This window comes from Streptomyces sp. NPDC031340, from assembly GCF_055569945.1.
Genome location: NZ_JBVIIE010000028.1, coordinates 45,564 through 63,147 on the forward strand (window position 1 = coordinate 45,564; position 17,584 = coordinate 63,147).

Below are 17,584 nucleotides of genomic sequence, written 5' to 3' on the forward strand. Positions count from 1 at the left end.
TCACGGCCGCCGGGCAGGACGGCCGTGACGACGTCTGCGGACGGGCCCCGCCGCTCACCGCCGGCTCTCCGCGAGGGCCGTCGCGCGGCAGCGCTGCCGGTGCGCGCCCAGCCCGGCCACCTCTGCCTCCACCACGTCACCGGCCCGCAGGAACGGCTGGTCCGGGCGGCCGAGCGCGACCCCGCCGGGCGTCCCCGTCAGAACCACGTCACCGGGGTGCAGCACCATGAACTGGCTCAGGTACCAGACCAGGTGGTCCACCCCGAAGACCATGTCGGCCGTGGACCCGTCCTGCATCAGCCGCCCGTTGACCCGGCAGGTCAGCCGCAGCCGCTGCGGGTCGCCGGCCTCGTCCGGGGTGACCAGGAAGGGGCCGAGCGGACTGAACGACTCGAACGACTTGCCCTTCACCCACTGCCCGCCGCGCTCCAGCAGCCAACTGCGCTCGGACACGTCGTTGGCCGTGGCGAACCCCGCGATGTGCGCCCGCGCGACGGCGCGGTCCGGCAGGTACTGGGCACGCCGCCCGATCACCACCGCCAGTTCGACCTCCCAGTCGGTCTTCTCCCCGCCCGGCGGTATCAGCAGGTCGTCGTGCGGCCCGACCAGGGTGGAGGGCGCCTTGCTGGAGACGACCGGCTCCGTGGACAGCGCCATGCCCGCCTCGGCGGCGTGGGCGCGGTAGTTGAGCCCGATCGACAGCAGGTGCCCGCCCGGACGGACGGGCGGCCCGATCCGCTCGGCCGCCGGGTCGACCGCGGGCAGCCCCGCGGCCTCCCGGGTCAGCCGCGCCGCCAGTTCCCGCAGCGCCTCCGGGTCCAGGGCCGTACCCGTCCAGTCCGGCACCCACGCCGACACGTCGCGTACGACACCACCGGGTCCGACGGCGCACGGCCGCTCCCCGCCCGGCCGGCCGATCCGCAGCAGTCGCATGTCAGCCCGCCCTCAGGGGGGCTTCGACGTACTTCTCGAAGAAGCGGGTCTCCTCGTCGGTCAGCCTGCGGGGCCGGCCCGACCGGTAGTCGAACGGCGCCATCACGGTCGAGGCGGTGGCGTACACGGTGTCGCCGTCCTTCACCACGTAGTCGACGGCCACCGTCGCCGACTGCAGGTCGGAGACCCACATCTCGATCTCGACGGGCTCGTGCCGGTGCACCAGTTGCCGCCGGTAACGGATCCGGTGCTCCACCACCACCGAGCCGTCCCGGAAGAACGCGTCGCCCTCGGTCGGCGCCATCCGGAAGATGAAGTCGACCCGGGCCTCCTCCAGGTAGCGCAGGTAGGCGACGTTGTTGACGATCCCGTAGACGTCCATGTCGGCCCAGCGGATCGGGCAGAGGTAACTGTGCCGCGCCATCGCGTTCAGCCTCCTTCGGCCGTACGCGCGGCGGCCGGACCGAACGCGCCGGTCCGCTGCTGGAAGGCGGCCACGTAGTCGGGAGCGGCGATCGGCGCCCGCAGCAGTTCCGGGGACAGGTTGAACCCGTCGATCAGCGTGTCGGCGTACGGCTGGATCCGCGCGCACAGCGCGTCTGCCTCCCGCGGCAGCCGCTCCACCTGATCGGCCGTCAGCGCGCCGCGGGCCAGGAACCAGCCCGCGTCCCGCCGGATCTCGGTCAGCCCGTACAGCGCGGCCAGCAGCCCGAGCGCCGTGCGCGCAGTCTCGTCCCGCGCCGTGTCCACCGCGGCCGTCAGGCACTCCAGCGCGGTCCGCACTCCGCGGGCCCGGGCCATCTCCAGGCCGCCGTTGACGGTGTCGTTCCACGCCTCGAAGTACGTCCGGTCCCGGGAGTCGTCCGCCATGGCCGCCCGGGCCTCCCGCAGCAGTTCCCGCTCCCGGTGGCGCAGCGCCGCCAGCAGGAACCCCGGGTCGTCGAGGCTGCGGCCCCGCGGGTCGGGGGCGGGGGCCGGCTCCTCGTCGCCGTCGTCCTCCGCGATGATCTGCCCGGCGGTGGTCGCCAGCAGCACCTGGTTGTCGCCCTCCGCGGTGACCAGGCCCTGCAGCAGCGAACCGTAGTCCGCGATCCGGTTGACGCTGAAGATGCCCTGGGCTCCGCAGCGCTCCCGGCAGACGGCGATGACCTCGGTCATCTCCCAGGTGGACAGCGCCTTGGTGATCGACACCAGATGGTTCAGCCCGGCGGGCGCCCCTTCCGGCGGCGCCGCCGTGAACTCCCGCTTGGCGTGGTTGAGCAGCAGGGTCATCGCGTACGTCTTGGCCAGCGCGGTGAACAGGGCGAGCTGGTGGCTGCGGTACTCGATGACCGGCAGGTCGTTGCGGCCCGGTGCGTTCGTGAGGCGCTGCGCCGCGTACCGCAGGGCGATGTACACGGCGGCGCGGCCGGCGCCGGTGGCCGCGCTGGAGACGCACAGCCGCCCGGGCAGGATGCGGCTCATGGCGCGCAGGAACCGCTTGCGCCGGTTGCCGGGGGCCGGGCGGAAGACGCCGCTGTCGTCGAACCGGCCCATGTCGCCGTGCAGCAGGTTGCGGCGCGGGACGCGCACGTGGTCGAACCAGGTCAGGCCGTTGTCGAGGCCCTGGACGGGCTTCTCGGGGCACGGTGCCGCGTGCACCCCTTCGCACAGCCGCTTCCCGTCGCTGATGCGCACCAGGAACGGGAACACGCCGTGGTCGGTGCCGTCCGCCTTCAGCCGGGCCATCACCACGGCCAGCTTGGGAATGTCCTGGAACCCGCTGTACGACATGTACTTCTGGGCGAGCGCGTCGGGGGTGTCGAGCACGAACGTCTCGGTGGCTGCGTCGTAAACGGCTTCGGTGCGCAGGGCGGCGACGTTGTTGCCGTAGCCCAGTTCGGTGGCCATGTACGGGCTGAACGAGTCCAGGCGGTCCAGTTCGTCGAACAGGTCCTTCAGGTCGTCCCGCGCGCCGTGCTCCACGACCGTGCCGAAGGCGAGGTTGTAGTGCACCATCAGCAGCGAGAACACCGAGACGTCCACCAGCGAGGGCCACTCGGCCAGGGCGAACAGCCGCCAGGGGTCCGCGAGGATCTCGCGGGGGCGCTCCAGCCCGGCGTGCACGGCCCTCGACCGCTCGTAGGCGAGCTTCCCGGCCTCGGTCATGGTCAGCCCCTGGCGGGGGTCGAACACGGGGTCCAGCAGCAGTTCGTGGAGGTCCTGGTGGGTCTGCTCGTACCTGCCGTCGAACAGGAGCCGGGACAGGTCGGCGCGGGCCGACGAGGTCATCTGTGAGTCCTTTCCTGCGGGGCGGTTCGTGGAGTCCGGCGCGGGAGGCGGGCGGCCGCGGTCAGGCGGAGGCGATCAGCAGCGCGGCGTTCTGGCCGCCGAACCCGAAGGAGTTGCTCAGGGCCACGTCCACGCGTCCGCTGCGGGCCGTTCCGTGCACGACGTCCACCTCGATCCTCGGGTCGACCTCGGTGGTGCTCGCGGTCGGCGGGACCACGCCGTGGTGCACGGTGAGCGCCGCGAACGCGGCCTCGATGGACCCGGCCGCGCCCAGGGGGTGCCCGGTGACTCCCTTGGTGGAGCTGACCTGCGCGTGCGCGCCGACGACCCGGCGGATCACTCCGGCCTCGACGACGTCGTTGAGCGGAGTGGAGGTGCCGTGGGCGTTGACGTACTCCACGTCCCGCCCGGTGAGACCGGCGTCCCGGAGGGCCGCGCGGACCGCGAGTTCGGCGCCCCGGCCCTCGGGGTGCGGGGAGGTCACGTGGTGCGCGTCCGCGGAGGCGCCGTAGCCGATCACCCGGGCCAGCGGCCGCACGCCGCGGGCCCGCGCGTGCTCCTCGGACTCCAGGACGACCACGCCGGCGCCCTCGCCGAGCACGAACCCGTCACGGTTCGCGTCGAACGGGCGGGAGGCGGTCAGCGGGTCGTCCAGCCGCCGTGACAGCGCCCGCATCCTGGCGAACGAGGACACGTACAGCGGTGTCACCGGCGCCTCGGCGCCGCCGGCCACGACGATGTCCGCCAGTCCCGACCGGATCAGCTCCCGGCCGAGGCCGATCGCGCTGGCCCCGGCGGCGCACGCGGTGCAGGGCGCCATGCACGGCCCGTTGGCGCCGATGTCGATCGCCACCTGGCCCGCCGCCATGTTCAGCAGACCCATCGGCAGGGTCATCGAGGAGACCTCCGACGGACCCTCCTCGATCAGGACCCGGTGCTGCTCCTCCAGGGTCGCGGTGCCGCCGGCGCCCGAGCCGAGGATGACGGCCACCCGTGCGCTGTCCGCCCAGGCGCCGGGACGCAGCCCGGCCTGGTCCAGGGCCTCCCGCGCGGCGGCGACGGCGAACTGGGAGTAACGGTCCCACTGCCAGGCTCCCCGCAGGCCGAGGGCGGCCGGGTCGAAACCGGGCACTCGGCACGCCATGGTCACCGGCAGGCCGTCCAGATCGGCGTGGTGGGCGGCCGTGGGGGCGCCCTCCGTCACGCGGTGCCAGTTCTCCTTGGTCCCGATGCCGGCGGGCGTGACCAGTCCGATCCCGGTGATGGCGGCGGCGAAGCCGGTCATCGGACGGTGGCGGTCTTCTGCTCGACCGCGGCGACCACGTCCGCGACGGCGGACATCTCGGACAGCTCCTCGTCGGGGATCACCACGCCCAGCCGCTTCTTCAGGGCGGTGGCCAGCTCTATCTGCGAGAGCGAGTCCAGTCCGAGGTCGTCGAAGGTGGCCTCGGGCACCACCGTCTCGGCGTCGAGACCGAAGCGGGCGACGATGACCTCGACGACGGATTCGTATGCGGAGCTCATGGGTTCCTCCTGAGACGGGAACGGGCGAACTGACACGGGGGGGAAGGGGCGAAGACGAGGGAGGTACGGACACGACAGAGGTACGGACACGGCGGAGCTACGGAGCCGACGAAGAGACGGACACGACGGGAGACGGACACGACGGGGGACGGACACGACGAGGGACGGACACGACGGGACAGCGCGGCAACGGGGAACGGCCGCGTTCCACCGGCGGCGAGGCCGGGCGGTGCCCCGGCGGGGGGGGCCGGGCGGTGTGGGACGCCCGTCACCCCCGTCAGTCGACGGGCTCGGCCTTGATGTCGGGCCAGACCAGCGTGGACGAGCCCCAGGACAGACCGGCGCCGAACGCGGACAGCAGGACGCGGTGCCCTGCGCGCAGGTCGCCGCGGGCGGCGTAGTCGTTCAGCAGCAGCGGCACCGACGCGGCCAGCGTGTTGCCGACGCGGTCGATGTTGACCGCGACCCGCTCGTCGGGCAGCCGCATCTCCTCCGCGACCGCCCGCACGATGCGGATGTTGGCCTGGTGGCCGGCGAACCAGTCGACGTCCGCCACCGCCCAGGCGGCGCGTTCCAGGGCGGTCCGCGCCGACTGGGTCATCCGCTCGACGGCCTGCGTGTAGAGCGGACGGCCCTGCATCCGCAGGTACCAGTCGTCCGTCGGCACGGTGCCGTGCCCGAGCCCGCCGTCGGCGGAACGCTGCCGCGATCCGCCGGCCGGGATGGCCAGCAGGTCGGCGAGCGCCCCGTCGCTGCCCAGGTCGAACGGTCCGAGCGCGCCGGGCTCGTCCGCCTCGCCGCGGCGCAGCACCACCGCGCCTGCTCCGTCGCCGAAGATCGGTGCGGTGGTCCGGTCCGTCTGGTTGACGAGGGTGGTGAACGCCTCCGCGCCGATGAACAGGACGGTGTCGGCGGTGCCGGACGCGATGAGACCGCCCGCGGTGGCGAGCCCGTACAGGAACCCGCTGCACGCCGAGGTCAGGTCGAACGCGGCGATCGTGCCCAGGCCCAGCCGGGAGGCGACCTCCGGCGCCACCGCCGGGCACAGCCGCTCGGGCGAGGTGGTCGCCACGACGACGGCGTCCACCGCGCTCACACCTGCCGAGTCCAGGGCCCGGGCGCCGGCCTCCACGGCCAGTTCACCCGTCGACAGACCGTCGGCGACCATCCGGCGCTCCCGGATCCCGGTCCTGGTGCGGATCCAGTCGTCGGTGGTGTCCAGTGTGCGTGCGAGGTCGTCGTTCGTGACCGCCCCGGGCGGGAGGAACCCTCCGATTCCCATGAGTACCGCCGCCATCGACTCACCCTCCTCATGGCCGCTTGCACGGCCTGACCTGGCCTGGCATCAGGCTTGCCGATGGCCGGACAGGCGGGCAATTGGCCCTTGGTACACCCACGGCGAGGCGTGTACCAAGGGCCAATTGACCCCCTCACGCGCCGGTTGCGACTCTCCATGAGATGACCATGACTCCCACTGCTCTCGCAGCGCTCCTGCCGGCCGGACGGGTGATCGACGACCCGGCACGGCTCGCCTCCTTCGCGCACGACGAGGCCGCCGGCGCGCCCTATGCCCTGCCGGCGGCCGTGGTACAGCCCCGCGACACGGCCGAGGTCGCGGCCGTCGTGGCGTACTGCGCCGAGCGGGGCGTGCCCGTGGTGGCTCGCGGCGCGGGAACCGGTCTGTCCGGCGGCGCCAACGCGACCGCCGGCTGCGTGGTGGTCTCCTTCGCCGGGATGGACCGCATCCTGCGTATCGACCCGGACGAGCGCCTCGCCGTGGTGCAGCCCGGTGTGGTGAACGACGACCTGCGGGCGGCCTGCGCCGCCGAGGGCCTGTGGTACCCGCCGGATCCGGCCAGCGCACCGTGGTCCACCATCGGCGGGAACGTCGCCACCAACGCGGGCGGGGTGTGCTGTGTGAAGTACGGGGTGACCCGCGACTACGTGCTCGGGGTGGAGGCGGTCACCGGCCGTGGCGAGGTGGTCCGGCTGGGCCGCCGGACCACCAAGAGCTCCGCCGGGTTCGAGCTGGCCGGGCTGCTGGTGGGTTCGGAGGGCACCCTGGGGCTGGTCACCGAGGTCACCCTGCGGCTGCGCGGCGAGCGTGCCCAGGAGCACGCCGTGGTGGGGTTCTTCGACGACCTGCCGGGCGCGGGCCGGGCCGTCGCCCGCGTGGTGGCCTCCGGCGTGGTGCCCAGCGCCCTGGAACTCGTCGACCGCTACTGCCTGCGCGCCGTCGACGAGTGGAAGAACATGGGGCTCGCGGACGGCGGCAACGTACTGCTGCTGGCCCGGTGCGACGCGCCCGGAGCGGCCGGCGCCGAGGAGGCCGACACGGTGCTGGCCTGCTTCGAGGCGGCCGGCGCCGCCTGGAGTGCCCGCTCCGGCGACCCGGCCGAGGCGGATGCCCTGTTCGCCGCCCGCCGCCTGGTCTACCCGGCGCTGGAGCGGCTGGGCATGGTGCTCAGCGAGGACATCTGTGTCCCGCGCACCCTCGTCGCCGACATGCTGGCCCGCATCGAGGGCACCGCCGAGCGGCACGGCGTCCGCATCGCCGGACTCGCGCACGCCGGGGACGGCAATCTGCATCCGATGCTGGTCGTCCCGCGCGGCGACGAGCGTGAGCTGGCCCGGGGCAGGGAGGTGCTGGAGGAGGTCGTCGACCAGGCCCTCGAATTGGGCGGTACGGTGACCGGCGAGCACGGTGTGGGCCTGCTGAAGATGCGCGGTCTGACCAGGGAACTCGGTCCGGCCGTGCTGGAGTTGCACCGGGGCATCAAGCAGGTGTGGGATCCGGCGGGCATCCTCAACCCGGGGAAGGTCTTCACCGACGCCTGAGCGCTCCCGCCGGAACGGCTTCGGACGCCGCCGACGGACCAGCGCGCGGCCCGGGCGCGGTGTCACACCGGCGTGTCACACGGGGCCCCCGGAACGGGCGGCGGTACCGGCCGTGGTCCCAGCCGCGGCCGGCCACCGGCACCGACGACGGACCGTGCGCGAGCACCGCCGTGGTGGCAGCCGCGGCCGGCCGACGGCGCCGAAGACGAACCGGGCCGACCGCCACCGTGCCGACGGCCACCGCGAGTACCGTCGCGGTCGCGGTCGTGGCCGGCCGGCGCCGACGGCGGACCGTGCCGACGATCGCCGCGAGCACCGCCGTGGTGGCAGCCGCGGCCGGCCGACGGCGCCGGCTGCGGATCGTGCCGGCGGTCGCCGCGAGCGGCCTCGCGGGGTTCAGCCGGCCTCCGCCGTGCGGCATTCCGGGTGGCCCCAGCCCTGGGGGTTCTTGGCGATGGCCTCGCCGGCCGCGTAGGAGCGGCCGCACGGGCAGCGGCCGGGGAACTTGGCCTTGATGGTGCGCGACGGGGCGCCCCCGCTCCGCTTGGCCGCCGCGGGCCGGCGGCGCGGGGCCTTGGGCTGCGCGGCGCCGGACGAGGGCGGCGGCGCGGGCGAGCCGAGCGCGCTGCCCGCCGCCTCCTGCGCGGTCGCCGCCTGGCTCGCGGCCCGGTCCGCGAAGTCGTTGAGCGGATCGCCGTCGACCTGGTGGGCGGGCACGTATCGGAAGTCGACCGAGCGGCCGTCGAGGAGTTCGTCGATGCGCACGACCAGGTCCTGGTTGGCGACCGGCTTTCCGGCGGCCGTCTTCCAGCCGTTGCGCTTCCAGCCGGGCAGCCAGGTGGTGACGGCCTTCATCGCGTACTGCGAGTCCATCCGGACCTCGAGCTCCACGCCCGGGTCCGTCGCCGCCAGCAGCCGTTCCAGGGCGGTGAGTTCGGCGACGTTGTTGGTGGCCCTGCCCAGCGGGCCGGCCTCCCAGCGCACCGGGATCCCCCCGTCGTCGGAGACCACCCACGCCCAGCCCGCCGGACCCGGATTTCCCTTCGAAGCCCCGTCGCACGCGGCCACCACACGTTCACGCATGGCCTCGATCATGCCACGGCCGCACCCGGCCCTCGACCGGCCCCGGGGCGCCCCGGGAACGACCTCAGGAGACGTCCCTCAGCTGCGGCGGCTCGCCCTCGGTCCGAGCGATGTCGATCACCGAGAACTGCGCGCCCTGCGGGTCGGCGAGCGCCGCGAACCGGCCGTAGGGGCTGTCCACCGGCCCGAACCGCAGCGCGCCGCCGAGCTTGGCCGCCCTGGCCACGGCGTCGTCGCAGTCGGGGACGACGAAGTAGACGTTGATGTAGGACGGCACCTCGGGCGGGAAGTCGTCCGTCATCCTCATCCGGCCCAGGACGATGTCGTCGCCGAGACTGAACAGGCGGAAGTCGACCGCGTCGTCCTCCATCTGCCGGGCCTTGTAGGAGAAGACCGCCGTGAAGAACGCGTCCGTGCGCTCGGGGGCCCGGGTGAACACCTCGGCCCAGCCGTAGGCGCCCGGCACGGCCGTCGCCTCGAAGCCCTCGTGGACGCCCGGCTGCCAGACGCCGAACACCGCGCCGCCGGGCTCGCGGGCCAGGCACATGGTGCCGAAGTCGCCGACCCGCATCGGCTCCATCAGGACCTCGCCGCCGTTGTCGCGGACGCGTGCGGCGGTCGCGGCGGCGTCCCGCGACGCGAAGTACAGGCACCACTGCGACTGGCCGTCCTGGCCGGGCATCGGCGGGACGACGGCGGCCACCGCCCTGCCGTCCGCGTAGGCCTGGGTGTAGTTGCCGTACTCCGACGACGTCTCGCCGAAGGTCCAGCCGAGGACGTCGCCGTAGAAGCGCTTCGCGCCTTCGAGGTCGCCGAACATCGCGTCGGCCCAGCAGGGGGTTCCCTCAGGTCGTACGGCCATGGTCGTGGCCCTCTCCCGAATCGGCGATGGGTCCGTCCACTCACGCTAGCCATCCCCGCACCGGACCGCGCGCCGAACGGTCGGGCCCGCTCCAGACTGGAAAGTACGGGACGGCCGGGGCCGGTCTTCGACGGGACGAGGTGCGGACATGGCGGACGACGGGACGATGCGCGCGTGGTCGGTGGTCACGCCCGGGCCTGTGGAGTCGGGGGGCCCGCGGCTGGTCGAGAAGCCGGTCCCGGTCCCCGCGGACGACGAACTGCTGGTGCGCGTGCGCGCCTGCGGGGTGTGCCGGACCGACCTGCACGTCACGGAAGGTGACCTGGCGGTGCACCGGGCGGGCGTGACGCCGGGGCACGAAGTCGTCGGCGTGGTGGCCGGGACCGGGGCCGCGGCGGAGGGCTTCGCCGCCGGTGACCGGGTGGGCGTGGCCTGGCTGCGGCGGACGGACGGGACCTGCGGGTACTGCGCGCGGGGCGCGGAGAACCTGTGCCCGGCGTCGCGGTACACCGGCTGGGACGCCGACGGCGGCTACGCCGAGTACACGACCGTGCCGGCCGCCTTCGCCTACCGCCTGCCCGGCACCCTCGACGACGTCGCCGCCGCGCCGCTGCTGTGCGCCGGCATCATCGGCTACCGCGCGCTGCGCCGGGCCGCGCTGCCGCAGGGCGGGCGTCTCGGCCTCTACGGGTTCGGGGGCAGCGCCCACCTGACCGCGCAGCTGGCGCTCGCCGAGGGCGCCACCGTGCACGTCCTCACGCGCGGGGAGGCCGCCCGGCAGCTGGCGCTCAGCCTGGGCGCCGCGTCCGCGCGGGACGCCTACGAGACGCCGCCCGAGCCACTGGACAGCGCGATCCTGTTCGCCCCGGTGGGCGACCTGGTCCCGGTCGCGCTGCGCGCCCTCGACCGCGGCGGCACCCTGGCCGTCGCCGGCATCCACCTCAGCGACATCCCGCCGCTGCACTACGAGACCGAGTTGTTCTACGAGAAGCAGGTGCGCAGCGTCACCTGCAACACCCGCGAGGACGGCCGCGAGTTCCTGGCCGCAGCCGCCCGGCACGGCGTGCGCGCCACCACGCACACATATCCGCTGTCGAAGGCCGACGAGGCGCTGCGGGACCTGAAGGCCGGCCGGTTCGACGGGGCGGCGGTCCTGCTGAACGACCTGTCCTGAGCGCCCTCCCCGGCAGAAGCCCGGTCCGCAGGAATCCGATCGCCAGGAATCCGGTCCACCGGAGTCCGGTCCGCAGGAATTCGGTCGACAACCGGCGCGCGGCGAGCTGGGATGGCTGCTCATGTGCGCTGTGAGGATGCATGCGGACGAGGTCGACATCGACGCCGCGCTGGTCCGCCGCCTGGTCGGGAGCCGGTTTCCGCGGTGGGCCGGGCTGCCGGTGGCGCGGCTGGAGTCGTCCGGCACGGAGAACGCGATGTTCCGGCTCGGGGAGGAGATGGCCGTACGGCTCCCCCGGCATCCGCGTGCCGTCGCCGGGCTGGAGAGCGAGCTGCGGTGGCTTCCCGAGCTGGGCGCGCGGATCTCCTCCGTCCCGGTGCCCCGCCTCCTGGAGCAGGGGCGGCCCGGAGCGGAGTTCCCCTGGCCGTGGGGCGTCTACGGGTGGCTGGAGGGCCGGAACCCGGTCGCCGGGGCGGTGCGGGAACCGCGGCGCCTCGCCGAGGACCTGGCGGCGTTCGTCCGCGAGCTGCGCCGGATCGACGCCGCCGACGGGCCGCCCGGGTTCCGGGGCGTACCGCTCGCCGCCCGCGACCGGCCCACCCGTGAGGCCCTGTCCCAGTTGGCCGGGACGGTGGACACCGGGGTGGTGGCGGCGCTGTGGGAGGCGGCCCTGTCCGCGCCCGCGCACACCGGGCCGCCGGTCTGGGCGCACGGCGACCTGTCGCCCGGCAACGTCCTGGTCCGCCCGGACGGCCTGCTCGGCGCCGTGCTGGACTTCGGCGGGGCCGGGGTCGGCGACCCCGCCGTCGATCTGATCGTGGCCTGGAACCTGCTGCCCGCCGCGGCCCGGGACGTCTTCCGCGCGGCCGTGGGCGCGGACGACGACGAGTGGGCGCGCGGGCGGGGCTGGGCGCTGTCCGTCTCGCTGATCCAGCTGCCGTACTACCGGGACACGAACCCGGCGCTCGCCCAGAACTCCCGGCACGTGATCGGCGAGATCCTCGCCGAGGCCGCCGGGTAGCCGCGCGCGCCCGCCCGCACAACCGCCCGCGCACCCCGCCCGCGCACCGCCCTGCCTGGCTGCCGGAAGGTCGGCCGACCGAGTGACCGGCCGGCCGGCCCCGGTCACTCGCCCGCGTACGCCTTCTCCAGGGCCGCGATGTCGAACTTGCCCATCGACATGAACGCCTTCGTCGTGCGGGCGGCCTTCTCCGGGTCCGGGTCGCTCACCATTTCGATCAGCCCTTTCGGGATGACCTGCCAGGACAGGCCGTACCGGTCCTTCAGCCAGCCGCATGGGCCGGGCTCGCCGCCGTCCTCGGTGAGCTTGTCCCAGTAGTAGTCGACCTCCTCCTGGCCGTCGCAGAAGATCTGGAAGGAGACGGACTCGTTGAACTTGAACTGCGGGCCGCCGTTCAGCGCGACGAATTTCTGGCCGTTGGCCGTGAACTCCACGACCATCACCGAGCCGGCCGGGCCGGCTCCCCCTTCTGGGTAGCGGCCGACGTGCCCGATGCCGGAGTTCTTGAAGATCGAGACGTAGTAGTGCGCGGCCTCCTCCGCCTGGCCGTCGAACCAGAGACATGTGACGAAACCCTCGGTGGTCATGGCTACCTCCTGGAGCGTGTAACTCGGTCATGTATGTCGACCGTGTATGTCGACTGTCGGGCGCCGCGAAACTCATCGGTGCGCCCGCCCGCCGGCTTCGCTCGCGGCGAATCTGCCGCGGGCAGAGAAATCCGCAGGTGACGGCTGTCCGGGCGGAGAGTGGAGGGCGCGGCGTCACCGGCCGCACCACGACTCGACAAGGAGCGCCCATGTCCCCACTCACCGCCGGCCCGGGTCCGGCACTGTTGCCCCGGGCCGAGGACGGCGACACCCCGCCCACGCGTTTCGACGACCACCTCGCCGCCCGGCTCCTCGCCCAGCGCATCGTGTTACTCGGCACCGAGGTCAACGAGACGTCCGCGAACCGGGTCTGCGCGCAGCTGCTCCTGCTGTCGGCGGAGGACCCGCGCACCGACATCAGCCTGTACGTCAACAGCCCCGGCGGGTCCGTGCACGCGGGCCTGGCCATCTACGACACGATGCGGCTGATCCCGAACGACGTCTCCACGCTCGCGATGGGGTTCGCCGCCAGCATGGGGCAGTTCCTGCTCAGCGTCGGGACGGCAGGCAAACGGTACGCGCTGCCGAACGCGCGGATCATGATGCACCAGCCGTCCGCGGGCATCGGCGGCACCACCGCGGACATCGAGATCCAGGCGGAGAACCTGGACTTCACCAAGCGGACCATCGAGCGGATCACCGCCGAGCACACGGGCCAGAGCCCGGAGACCATCTCCCGGGACGGCGACCGCGACCGCTGGTTCACGGCCGAGGAGGCACGGGAGTACGGCATGGTCGACCGGGTGGTGGAGTCCCTCGCGGACGTCCGCCCGGCCGCGACGAGGCGACGGGCGGGGCTGTGACCATGGGGAGCTACACGATTCCGAACGTCGTCGAGCGCACCCCGCAGGGCGAGCGGTCCTACGACGTGTTCAGCCGGCTGCTGTCGGAGCGGATCATCTTCCTCGGCACCGAGATCGACGACGGCGTCGCCAACGTCGTCATCGCGCAGTTGCTCCACCTGGAGTCGGCGGCGCCGGACAGCGAGATCGCGATCTACCTCAACTCCCCCGGCGGATCGTTCACCTCGCTGATGGCGATCTACGACACGATGACGTTCGTGCAGGCGCCGATCTCGACGTTCTGCGTCGGGCAGGCGGCCTCCACCGCGGCCGTCCTGCTGGCCGGCGGGGACCCCGGGCGGCGGTTCGTGCTGGAGCACTCGCGCGTGCTGCTCGGGCAGCCGGCCAGCGGCGGACGGCAGGGCACGGTGTCCGACCTCGCCCTCCAGGCCAAGGAGATGGTCCGCATCCGCGCGCAGGTCGAGGAGGTGCTGTCGCTCCACACCCGCCACGACGTCGCGACACTACGCGCGGACATGGACCGCGACAAGGTGTTCACCGCGCGGGAGGCGGTGGCCTACGGCCTGGCCGACGAGGTGCTCAGCCGGCGGCTCGTCGCGGTCTGACCGGCCCGCTCAGGCGGCCAGGCACAGCCCGTCGTACGGCCTCCTCGGCGTCCTCGGGGCGCTGTGCCGCTGCCGGGTGAGCTGTCCCTGCGCCAGCGACAGCAGGTCGCCCAGGCCCAGGCCGAGGGCGCGGGCGGCGGCCGCGAGGACCTCCGAGGAGGCCTCCTTGCGGCCCCGCTCGACCTCCGAGAGGTAAGGCATGGAGATACGGGCGGCGTCGGCGACGTCCTTGAGCGTGCGCTCCTGCGCGAGCCGTTCCCGGCGCAGGACGTCCCCGACCAGGTCGCGCCAGAGCGGCTCCTGGGACCGCTCCCCCTTCCGGGCCCGGTCTGGAGCCTCCGCGGGCCGCGGCGCCGGCGAAAGCGCCGGACTCGACGGACTCGACGGAGACGGACGCGAGGGGCGCGACGGACTCGACGGACGCGACAGACGCGTCGCACGCAGCGGAATGACACGGGCTTCGTTCGGCCTCTGGTTGCTCACCTCCCCAGCCTCAGGAACGCCGGCCGCGGTGGGAAGGGCCCGGCGTTCCGCCCTGCGAGAAGCGCGCGGCCGCGTGGGCGCCTCCCCCGGCGCCGGACGGCGATCCACGCACCTCACGGGCTCTGTGAGAGGCTCGTGCGGAGGTACCCGGGCGGCATGCCCGAGGGGCGGTGGCGGCGCCGCTTTCCCGCCGACGCGGCACGCGGCGGGCATGGTCCGTCATGCACGGGGTACGCGCAACCGGGAAGGACCGAGCCAGACAGCACAAGACGTCGGACCGTGACTTTCGTGGGAGAGGGAATGAAAACCGCCGTGAATCGGTCGAAGGCAGGGGTCGCGACCAGGACCGCCGCGACCGGCACGGGCGACGAGGCACTTCCGGGCATCGCGGATCCTCGGGCCGTCGCCCCGCGTGACGCACGTGAGTTGTCCCGCCAGTTCTTCCAGCGCCTCACGGAACTCGAGGAGGGCACGCACGAGTACCAGTACGCGCGCAACACCCTCATCGAGATGAACATGTCGCTGGTGCGGTTCGCCGCCGGCCGTTTCCGCGGACGCGGCGACGACATGGAGGACATCGTCCAGACCGGGATGATCGGCCTCATCAAGGCGATCGACCGGTTCGAACTGTCGCGCGAGGTCGAGTTCACCTCCTTCGCGCTGCCGTACATCGTCGGCGAGATCAAGCGGTTCTTCCGTGACACCACGTGGGCCGTGCACGTGCCGCGGCGGCTGCAGGAGCTGCGGGTGGAGCTGGCCAAGGCCCGCGAGGAGCTCGCCAGCCGGCTGGACCGGGACCCGACCGTCGCCGAGCTGGCCACGCTCATGAACATCTCCGAGCGCGAGGTCGTCGAGGCCCAGATCGCCTCCAACGGATACAACTCCGCGTCGCTGGACGCCGCCCTCACCGGCGACGGACCGGAGGGCGGCGAGGCGGTCCTGGCCGACTTCATCGGCGTCGAGGAGGACGGGCTGCGGCTCGTCGAGGACTTCCACTCGCTCGCTCCGCTCATGGCCGAGCTGGGCGAACGGGACCGGCAGATCCTGCACATGCGGTTCGTGGAGGAGGCCACCCAGGCGGAGATCGGCGAGCGGCTGGGCTGTTCCCAGATGCACGTGTCCCGCCTGATCAAGCGGATCATCGCGCGGCTGCGCGAGGGCATGCTGGGCGAACTCGGCTGCGCCTGACCGCGCCTGGGAAGCGGCGAAACCGAAACGGCTACGGCTGTCGCGGTCACTCGCCGCGCAGGCGTACGACGGCACACACCCGCTTGCCCACCGGTACGCGCTCGACGGTGACCCGCTCGGCCACGACGTGCACGATCTCCAGGCCGTGCCGGCCGACGCGCTGCGGGTCACGGGGGAAACGGCGCGGCAGGGTGGCGCTGCTGTCGTAGACGCGCACGGTCACGGTGGCGTCCGTGCCCTCCAGCTCCAGGATGTACGGCCCGTTGCTGTGCCGGTCGGCGTTGGTGACCAGCTCGCTCACGACCAGGAGGATCTCGTCCTCGGCGCGGCTGCCGATGTCGGCGCACCATTCGGTTCTCAGCCGGCCGACGAAGTGCGCGGCGAAGGACCGCGCCTCGGCGATGCATCCCGGTTCACCGCTGTAGTGCGCCGTCCGCCGAAGCGGTTCGACGGGCACGTCGAAACCTGTCGGAACCACTGCCCCGCCCACTTGGTCGATCATGCGTTTCTCTCTCGAAGCCGGACTGGCCGGACGTCTGCTGCACCACTGCTCGTACCCCGCCCCGGGCCGCACAGTCCCCTGTCCCTCCCCTGTCCCTCCGGGAGGGGTCACCCGGCCGGCGCGGCCGCGCCTGCGGTGCACTGTACGCGGAGACGACACGTGGAGCCGGAAGGCGGAGACGGACGCCGAGCCCGGCTCTGAGCACGGCGACAGCGAGGGGTGACGAGGGCGGCGCGGCGCGTGCCGACGCGGACGGACCTCCCCGGCGGGCGGGCCGCGGGGGCGCTGCCTAGCGTGGCAGGGTGAGTCCGCGTACCTCCTCCGGCCGGCCCGTGGCGCGGCACGGCTGGCTGCAGGCGCTCGTCGCGGTGGTGGCCGCGGTGGCCGCCATGGGCGTGGTCGCCGCCCTGGGACTGTGGGCGGCCGGGGCGGGCGATCTGCCCGACGGCGCGTTCCCCCGGGTGGTCGCGGCGACCGTCGTCACGGCCGTCGGCGGCACGATCGAGCTGTCGGGGAACGCCGGTGCGCTGGCCGGCACCGAGGCCGAGCTGACCGTGATGCCCCTGTCGGTCACGCTCACCGGGGCTCTCGTCCTCGGCGCCGGGTTCCTGCGGCCGCTGCGGCACCGGGCGGTGTCCGCGGCCGCGGAGCCGGTCGGCTGGGCCGCCCGGATCGCCGTGCTGTGGCTGCTCGCGCTGCTCGGCCTGGCCCTCGCGGCCCGCCACACCTTCGTCCTCTCCCTCGGCAGCGACATCCTCGACGATCTCGGCGGCCTGCTCGGCGTGTCGCCGAAGGTAGGCTTCACCACCGCCGTGGCGCGGACCCTCGCCGTCGGGTTGCTGTGGCTGGCCGGTGTGCTCGTGCCGGCGCTGCTGGTCACGCGGGAGGCGCCGCTGCGGGGCCGGCCGCTGCGCTTCCAGGAGTCGGTGCGGCCGACCGCGTACGCCATGGTCGCCCTGCTGCTGGCCTGCGTCGCCCTCGGCGTCGTCGTCGGCCTGGTCGTCGCGGCGACGCGCGGCCACGCACGGCAGACCCTCGCGGTGATCCTGCTGGGCCTGCCCAATCTGGCCTGGCTCTCGCTCACCCTGGGGCTGGCGCGGCCTGGCGTGGCCGGGTGGAGGGCCCGTTCGGGCTGCCCATGCCGCACGTGCTCGACGAGGTGCTGCGCACCCCGGACATCTCCACGCTCGATCTGGGCACCCTCGCCGAGTACGACGGCCGGGTGTGGTGGCTGGTGGCGGTCGACGCGGTACTGGTGACGGCCGCGGCCTTCGTGATGGCCACCCGCTCGCCGGCTCGGACACCGGCCTGGCAGCACGCCCTGCGCATGGCGGTGGCGCTCGCCCTGACGGTGCTGACGATCTGCCTGACGGGCCGGATCTCCGCGCACTACGGCCTGTCCGTGCTCGGCATCGGCGACCTGGGCGGGATCCTGTCCGGCGGCCTGTTCCTGAAGCCGCAACTGTGGCAGGCGCTCGGCCTGGCCCTGTTGTGGGGGGCGGCGGCCGGCCTCCTCGGCGCGCTGTCGGCCGGGCTCGTGCGGCGACGGGGTGCGGCGGACCCGCGGCGGGAAGGATGACGCCCGGCACGGAGTGCGTCGGCGGGTGGGCGCCCGGCCCGCCGGGGCGGGGGCGCCGGGGCGGGGCGGGA

The 17,584-nt window shown here is 73.6% G+C and carries 17 protein-coding genes and 1 pseudogene; 7 read left to right on the forward strand and 11 right to left on the reverse strand.

Annotated elements, in window-relative coordinates:
- Window positions 1-54 precede the first annotated feature (54 nt).
- The 6 genes from ACZ5GT_RS22440 to ACZ5GT_RS22465 form a co-directional block, all read right to left on the reverse strand.
- Complete coding sequence (locus ACZ5GT_RS22440; protein WP_469028034.1) at window positions 55-933, reverse strand: fumarylacetoacetate hydrolase family protein; 879 nt, start codon at window positions 931-933, stop codon at window positions 55-57.
- Window position 934: 1 nt separating this feature from the next.
- Window positions 935-1,357, reverse strand: a complete 423-nt coding sequence (locus ACZ5GT_RS22445) for an acyl-CoA thioesterase (protein ID WP_469028041.1) — start codon at window positions 1,355-1,357, stop codon at window positions 935-937.
- Window positions 1,358-1,362: 5 nt separating this feature from the next.
- Window positions 1,363-3,204 carry an acyl-CoA dehydrogenase family protein gene (locus tag ACZ5GT_RS22450; protein WP_469028047.1) on the reverse strand — a complete coding sequence of 614 codons (1,842 nt, stop codon included), beginning with the start codon at window positions 3,202-3,204 and terminating at the stop codon, window positions 1,363-1,365.
- A gap of 61 nt (window positions 3,205-3,265) precedes the next feature.
- Window positions 3,266-4,489, reverse strand: a complete 1,224-nt coding sequence (locus ACZ5GT_RS22455; RefSeq protein WP_469028054.1) for a beta-ketoacyl-[acyl-carrier-protein] synthase family protein — start codon at window positions 4,487-4,489, stop codon at window positions 3,266-3,268.
- Entirely contained in the window at window positions 4,486-4,728 is a 243-nt protein-coding gene (locus tag ACZ5GT_RS22460) for an acyl carrier protein (protein WP_469028062.1), read from the reverse strand. Before ACZ5GT_RS22460 ends, ACZ5GT_RS22455 begins: the two co-directional genes overlap by 4 nt.
- A gap of 277 nt (window positions 4,729-5,005) precedes the next feature.
- Window positions 5,006-6,025 (reverse strand): beta-ketoacyl-ACP synthase III, encoded by a 1,020-nt coding sequence (locus ACZ5GT_RS22465; protein ID WP_469028069.1) that lies wholly within the window; start codon window positions 6,023-6,025, stop codon window positions 5,006-5,008.
- Window positions 6,026-6,192: 167 nt separating this feature from the next.
- Here ACZ5GT_RS22465 and ACZ5GT_RS22470 point away from each other — a divergent pair, with 167 nt between their 5' ends.
- Complete coding sequence (locus ACZ5GT_RS22470; RefSeq protein ID WP_469028073.1) at window positions 6,193-7,566, forward strand: FAD-binding oxidoreductase; 1,374 nt, start codon at window positions 6,193-6,195, stop codon at window positions 7,564-7,566.
- Between the two features lie 396 nt (window positions 7,567-7,962).
- On the opposite strand, the gene ACZ5GT_RS22475 is transcribed toward ACZ5GT_RS22470, so the two are convergent.
- Window positions 7,963-8,661 (reverse strand): ribonuclease H family protein, encoded by a 699-nt coding sequence (locus tag ACZ5GT_RS22475; protein ID WP_469028079.1) that lies wholly within the window; start codon window positions 8,659-8,661, stop codon window positions 7,963-7,965.
- Window positions 8,662-8,713: 52 nt separating this feature from the next.
- Window positions 8,714-9,511 (reverse strand): VOC family protein, encoded by a 798-nt coding sequence (locus ACZ5GT_RS22480; protein WP_469028086.1) that lies wholly within the window; start codon window positions 9,509-9,511, stop codon window positions 8,714-8,716.
- A gap of 166 nt (window positions 9,512-9,677) precedes the next feature.
- Between ACZ5GT_RS22480 and ACZ5GT_RS22485 the strand changes: the two genes are divergently transcribed.
- Together ACZ5GT_RS22485 and ACZ5GT_RS22490 are read left to right on the forward strand one after the other, a co-directional pair.
- On the forward strand, window positions 9,678-10,685 hold the full coding sequence (locus tag ACZ5GT_RS22485; protein ID WP_469028365.1) for a zinc-binding alcohol dehydrogenase family protein: 1,008 nt from the start codon (window positions 9,678-9,680) through the stop codon (window positions 10,683-10,685).
- A 121-nt stretch (window positions 10,686-10,806) separates the two neighbouring features.
- Window positions 10,807-11,706, forward strand: a complete 900-nt coding sequence (locus tag ACZ5GT_RS22490; protein WP_469028090.1) for an aminoglycoside phosphotransferase family protein — start codon at window positions 10,807-10,809, stop codon at window positions 11,704-11,706.
- Window positions 11,707-11,810: 104 nt separating this feature from the next.
- Here the strand turns inward: ACZ5GT_RS22490 and ACZ5GT_RS22495 are convergent, their stop codons facing one another.
- Window positions 11,811-12,293, reverse strand: coding sequence for a VOC family protein (locus tag ACZ5GT_RS22495; RefSeq protein WP_469028095.1), 483 nt, complete (start codon window positions 12,291-12,293; stop codon window positions 11,811-11,813).
- Window positions 12,294-12,502: 209 nt separating this feature from the next.
- On the opposite strand from ACZ5GT_RS22495, the gene ACZ5GT_RS22500 reads away from it, so the two are divergent.
- Window positions 12,503-13,156 (forward strand): ATP-dependent Clp protease proteolytic subunit, encoded by a 654-nt coding sequence (locus tag ACZ5GT_RS22500; RefSeq protein ID WP_469028099.1) that lies wholly within the window; start codon window positions 12,503-12,505, stop codon window positions 13,154-13,156.
- A gap of 2 nt (window positions 13,157-13,158) precedes the next feature.
- Window positions 13,159-13,761: a ClpP family protease gene (locus ACZ5GT_RS22505; RefSeq protein WP_469028102.1), complete on the forward strand. Its 603-nt coding sequence runs from the start codon at window positions 13,159-13,161 to the stop codon at window positions 13,759-13,761.
- Window positions 13,762-13,770: 9 nt separating this feature from the next.
- Here the strand turns inward: ACZ5GT_RS22505 and ACZ5GT_RS22510 are convergent, their stop codons facing one another.
- On the reverse strand, window positions 13,771-14,244 hold the full coding sequence (locus ACZ5GT_RS22510) for a helix-turn-helix domain-containing protein (protein WP_469028107.1): 474 nt from the start codon (window positions 14,242-14,244) through the stop codon (window positions 13,771-13,773).
- Window positions 14,245-14,544: 300 nt separating this feature from the next.
- On the opposite strand from ACZ5GT_RS22510, the gene ACZ5GT_RS22515 reads away from it, so the two are divergent.
- Window positions 14,545-15,432: an RNA polymerase sigma factor SigF gene (locus ACZ5GT_RS22515; RefSeq protein WP_469028110.1), complete on the forward strand. Its 888-nt coding sequence runs from the start codon at window positions 14,545-14,547 to the stop codon at window positions 15,430-15,432.
- 46 nt (window positions 15,433-15,478) lie between these two features.
- Here the strand turns inward: ACZ5GT_RS22515 and ACZ5GT_RS22520 are convergent, their stop codons facing one another.
- The gene (locus ACZ5GT_RS22520; RefSeq protein ID WP_469028115.1) at window positions 15,479-15,934 is read right to left on the reverse strand and encodes an ATP-binding protein; all 456 of its coding nucleotides are present in this window, start codon (window positions 15,932-15,934) and stop codon (window positions 15,479-15,481) included.
- Between the two features lie 389 nt (window positions 15,935-16,323).
- On the opposite strand from ACZ5GT_RS22520, the pseudogene ACZ5GT_RS22525 reads away from it, so the two are divergent.
- Window positions 16,324-17,513: pseudogene (locus ACZ5GT_RS22525) on the forward strand (streptophobe family protein).
- Window positions 17,514-17,584 lie beyond the last annotated feature (71 nt).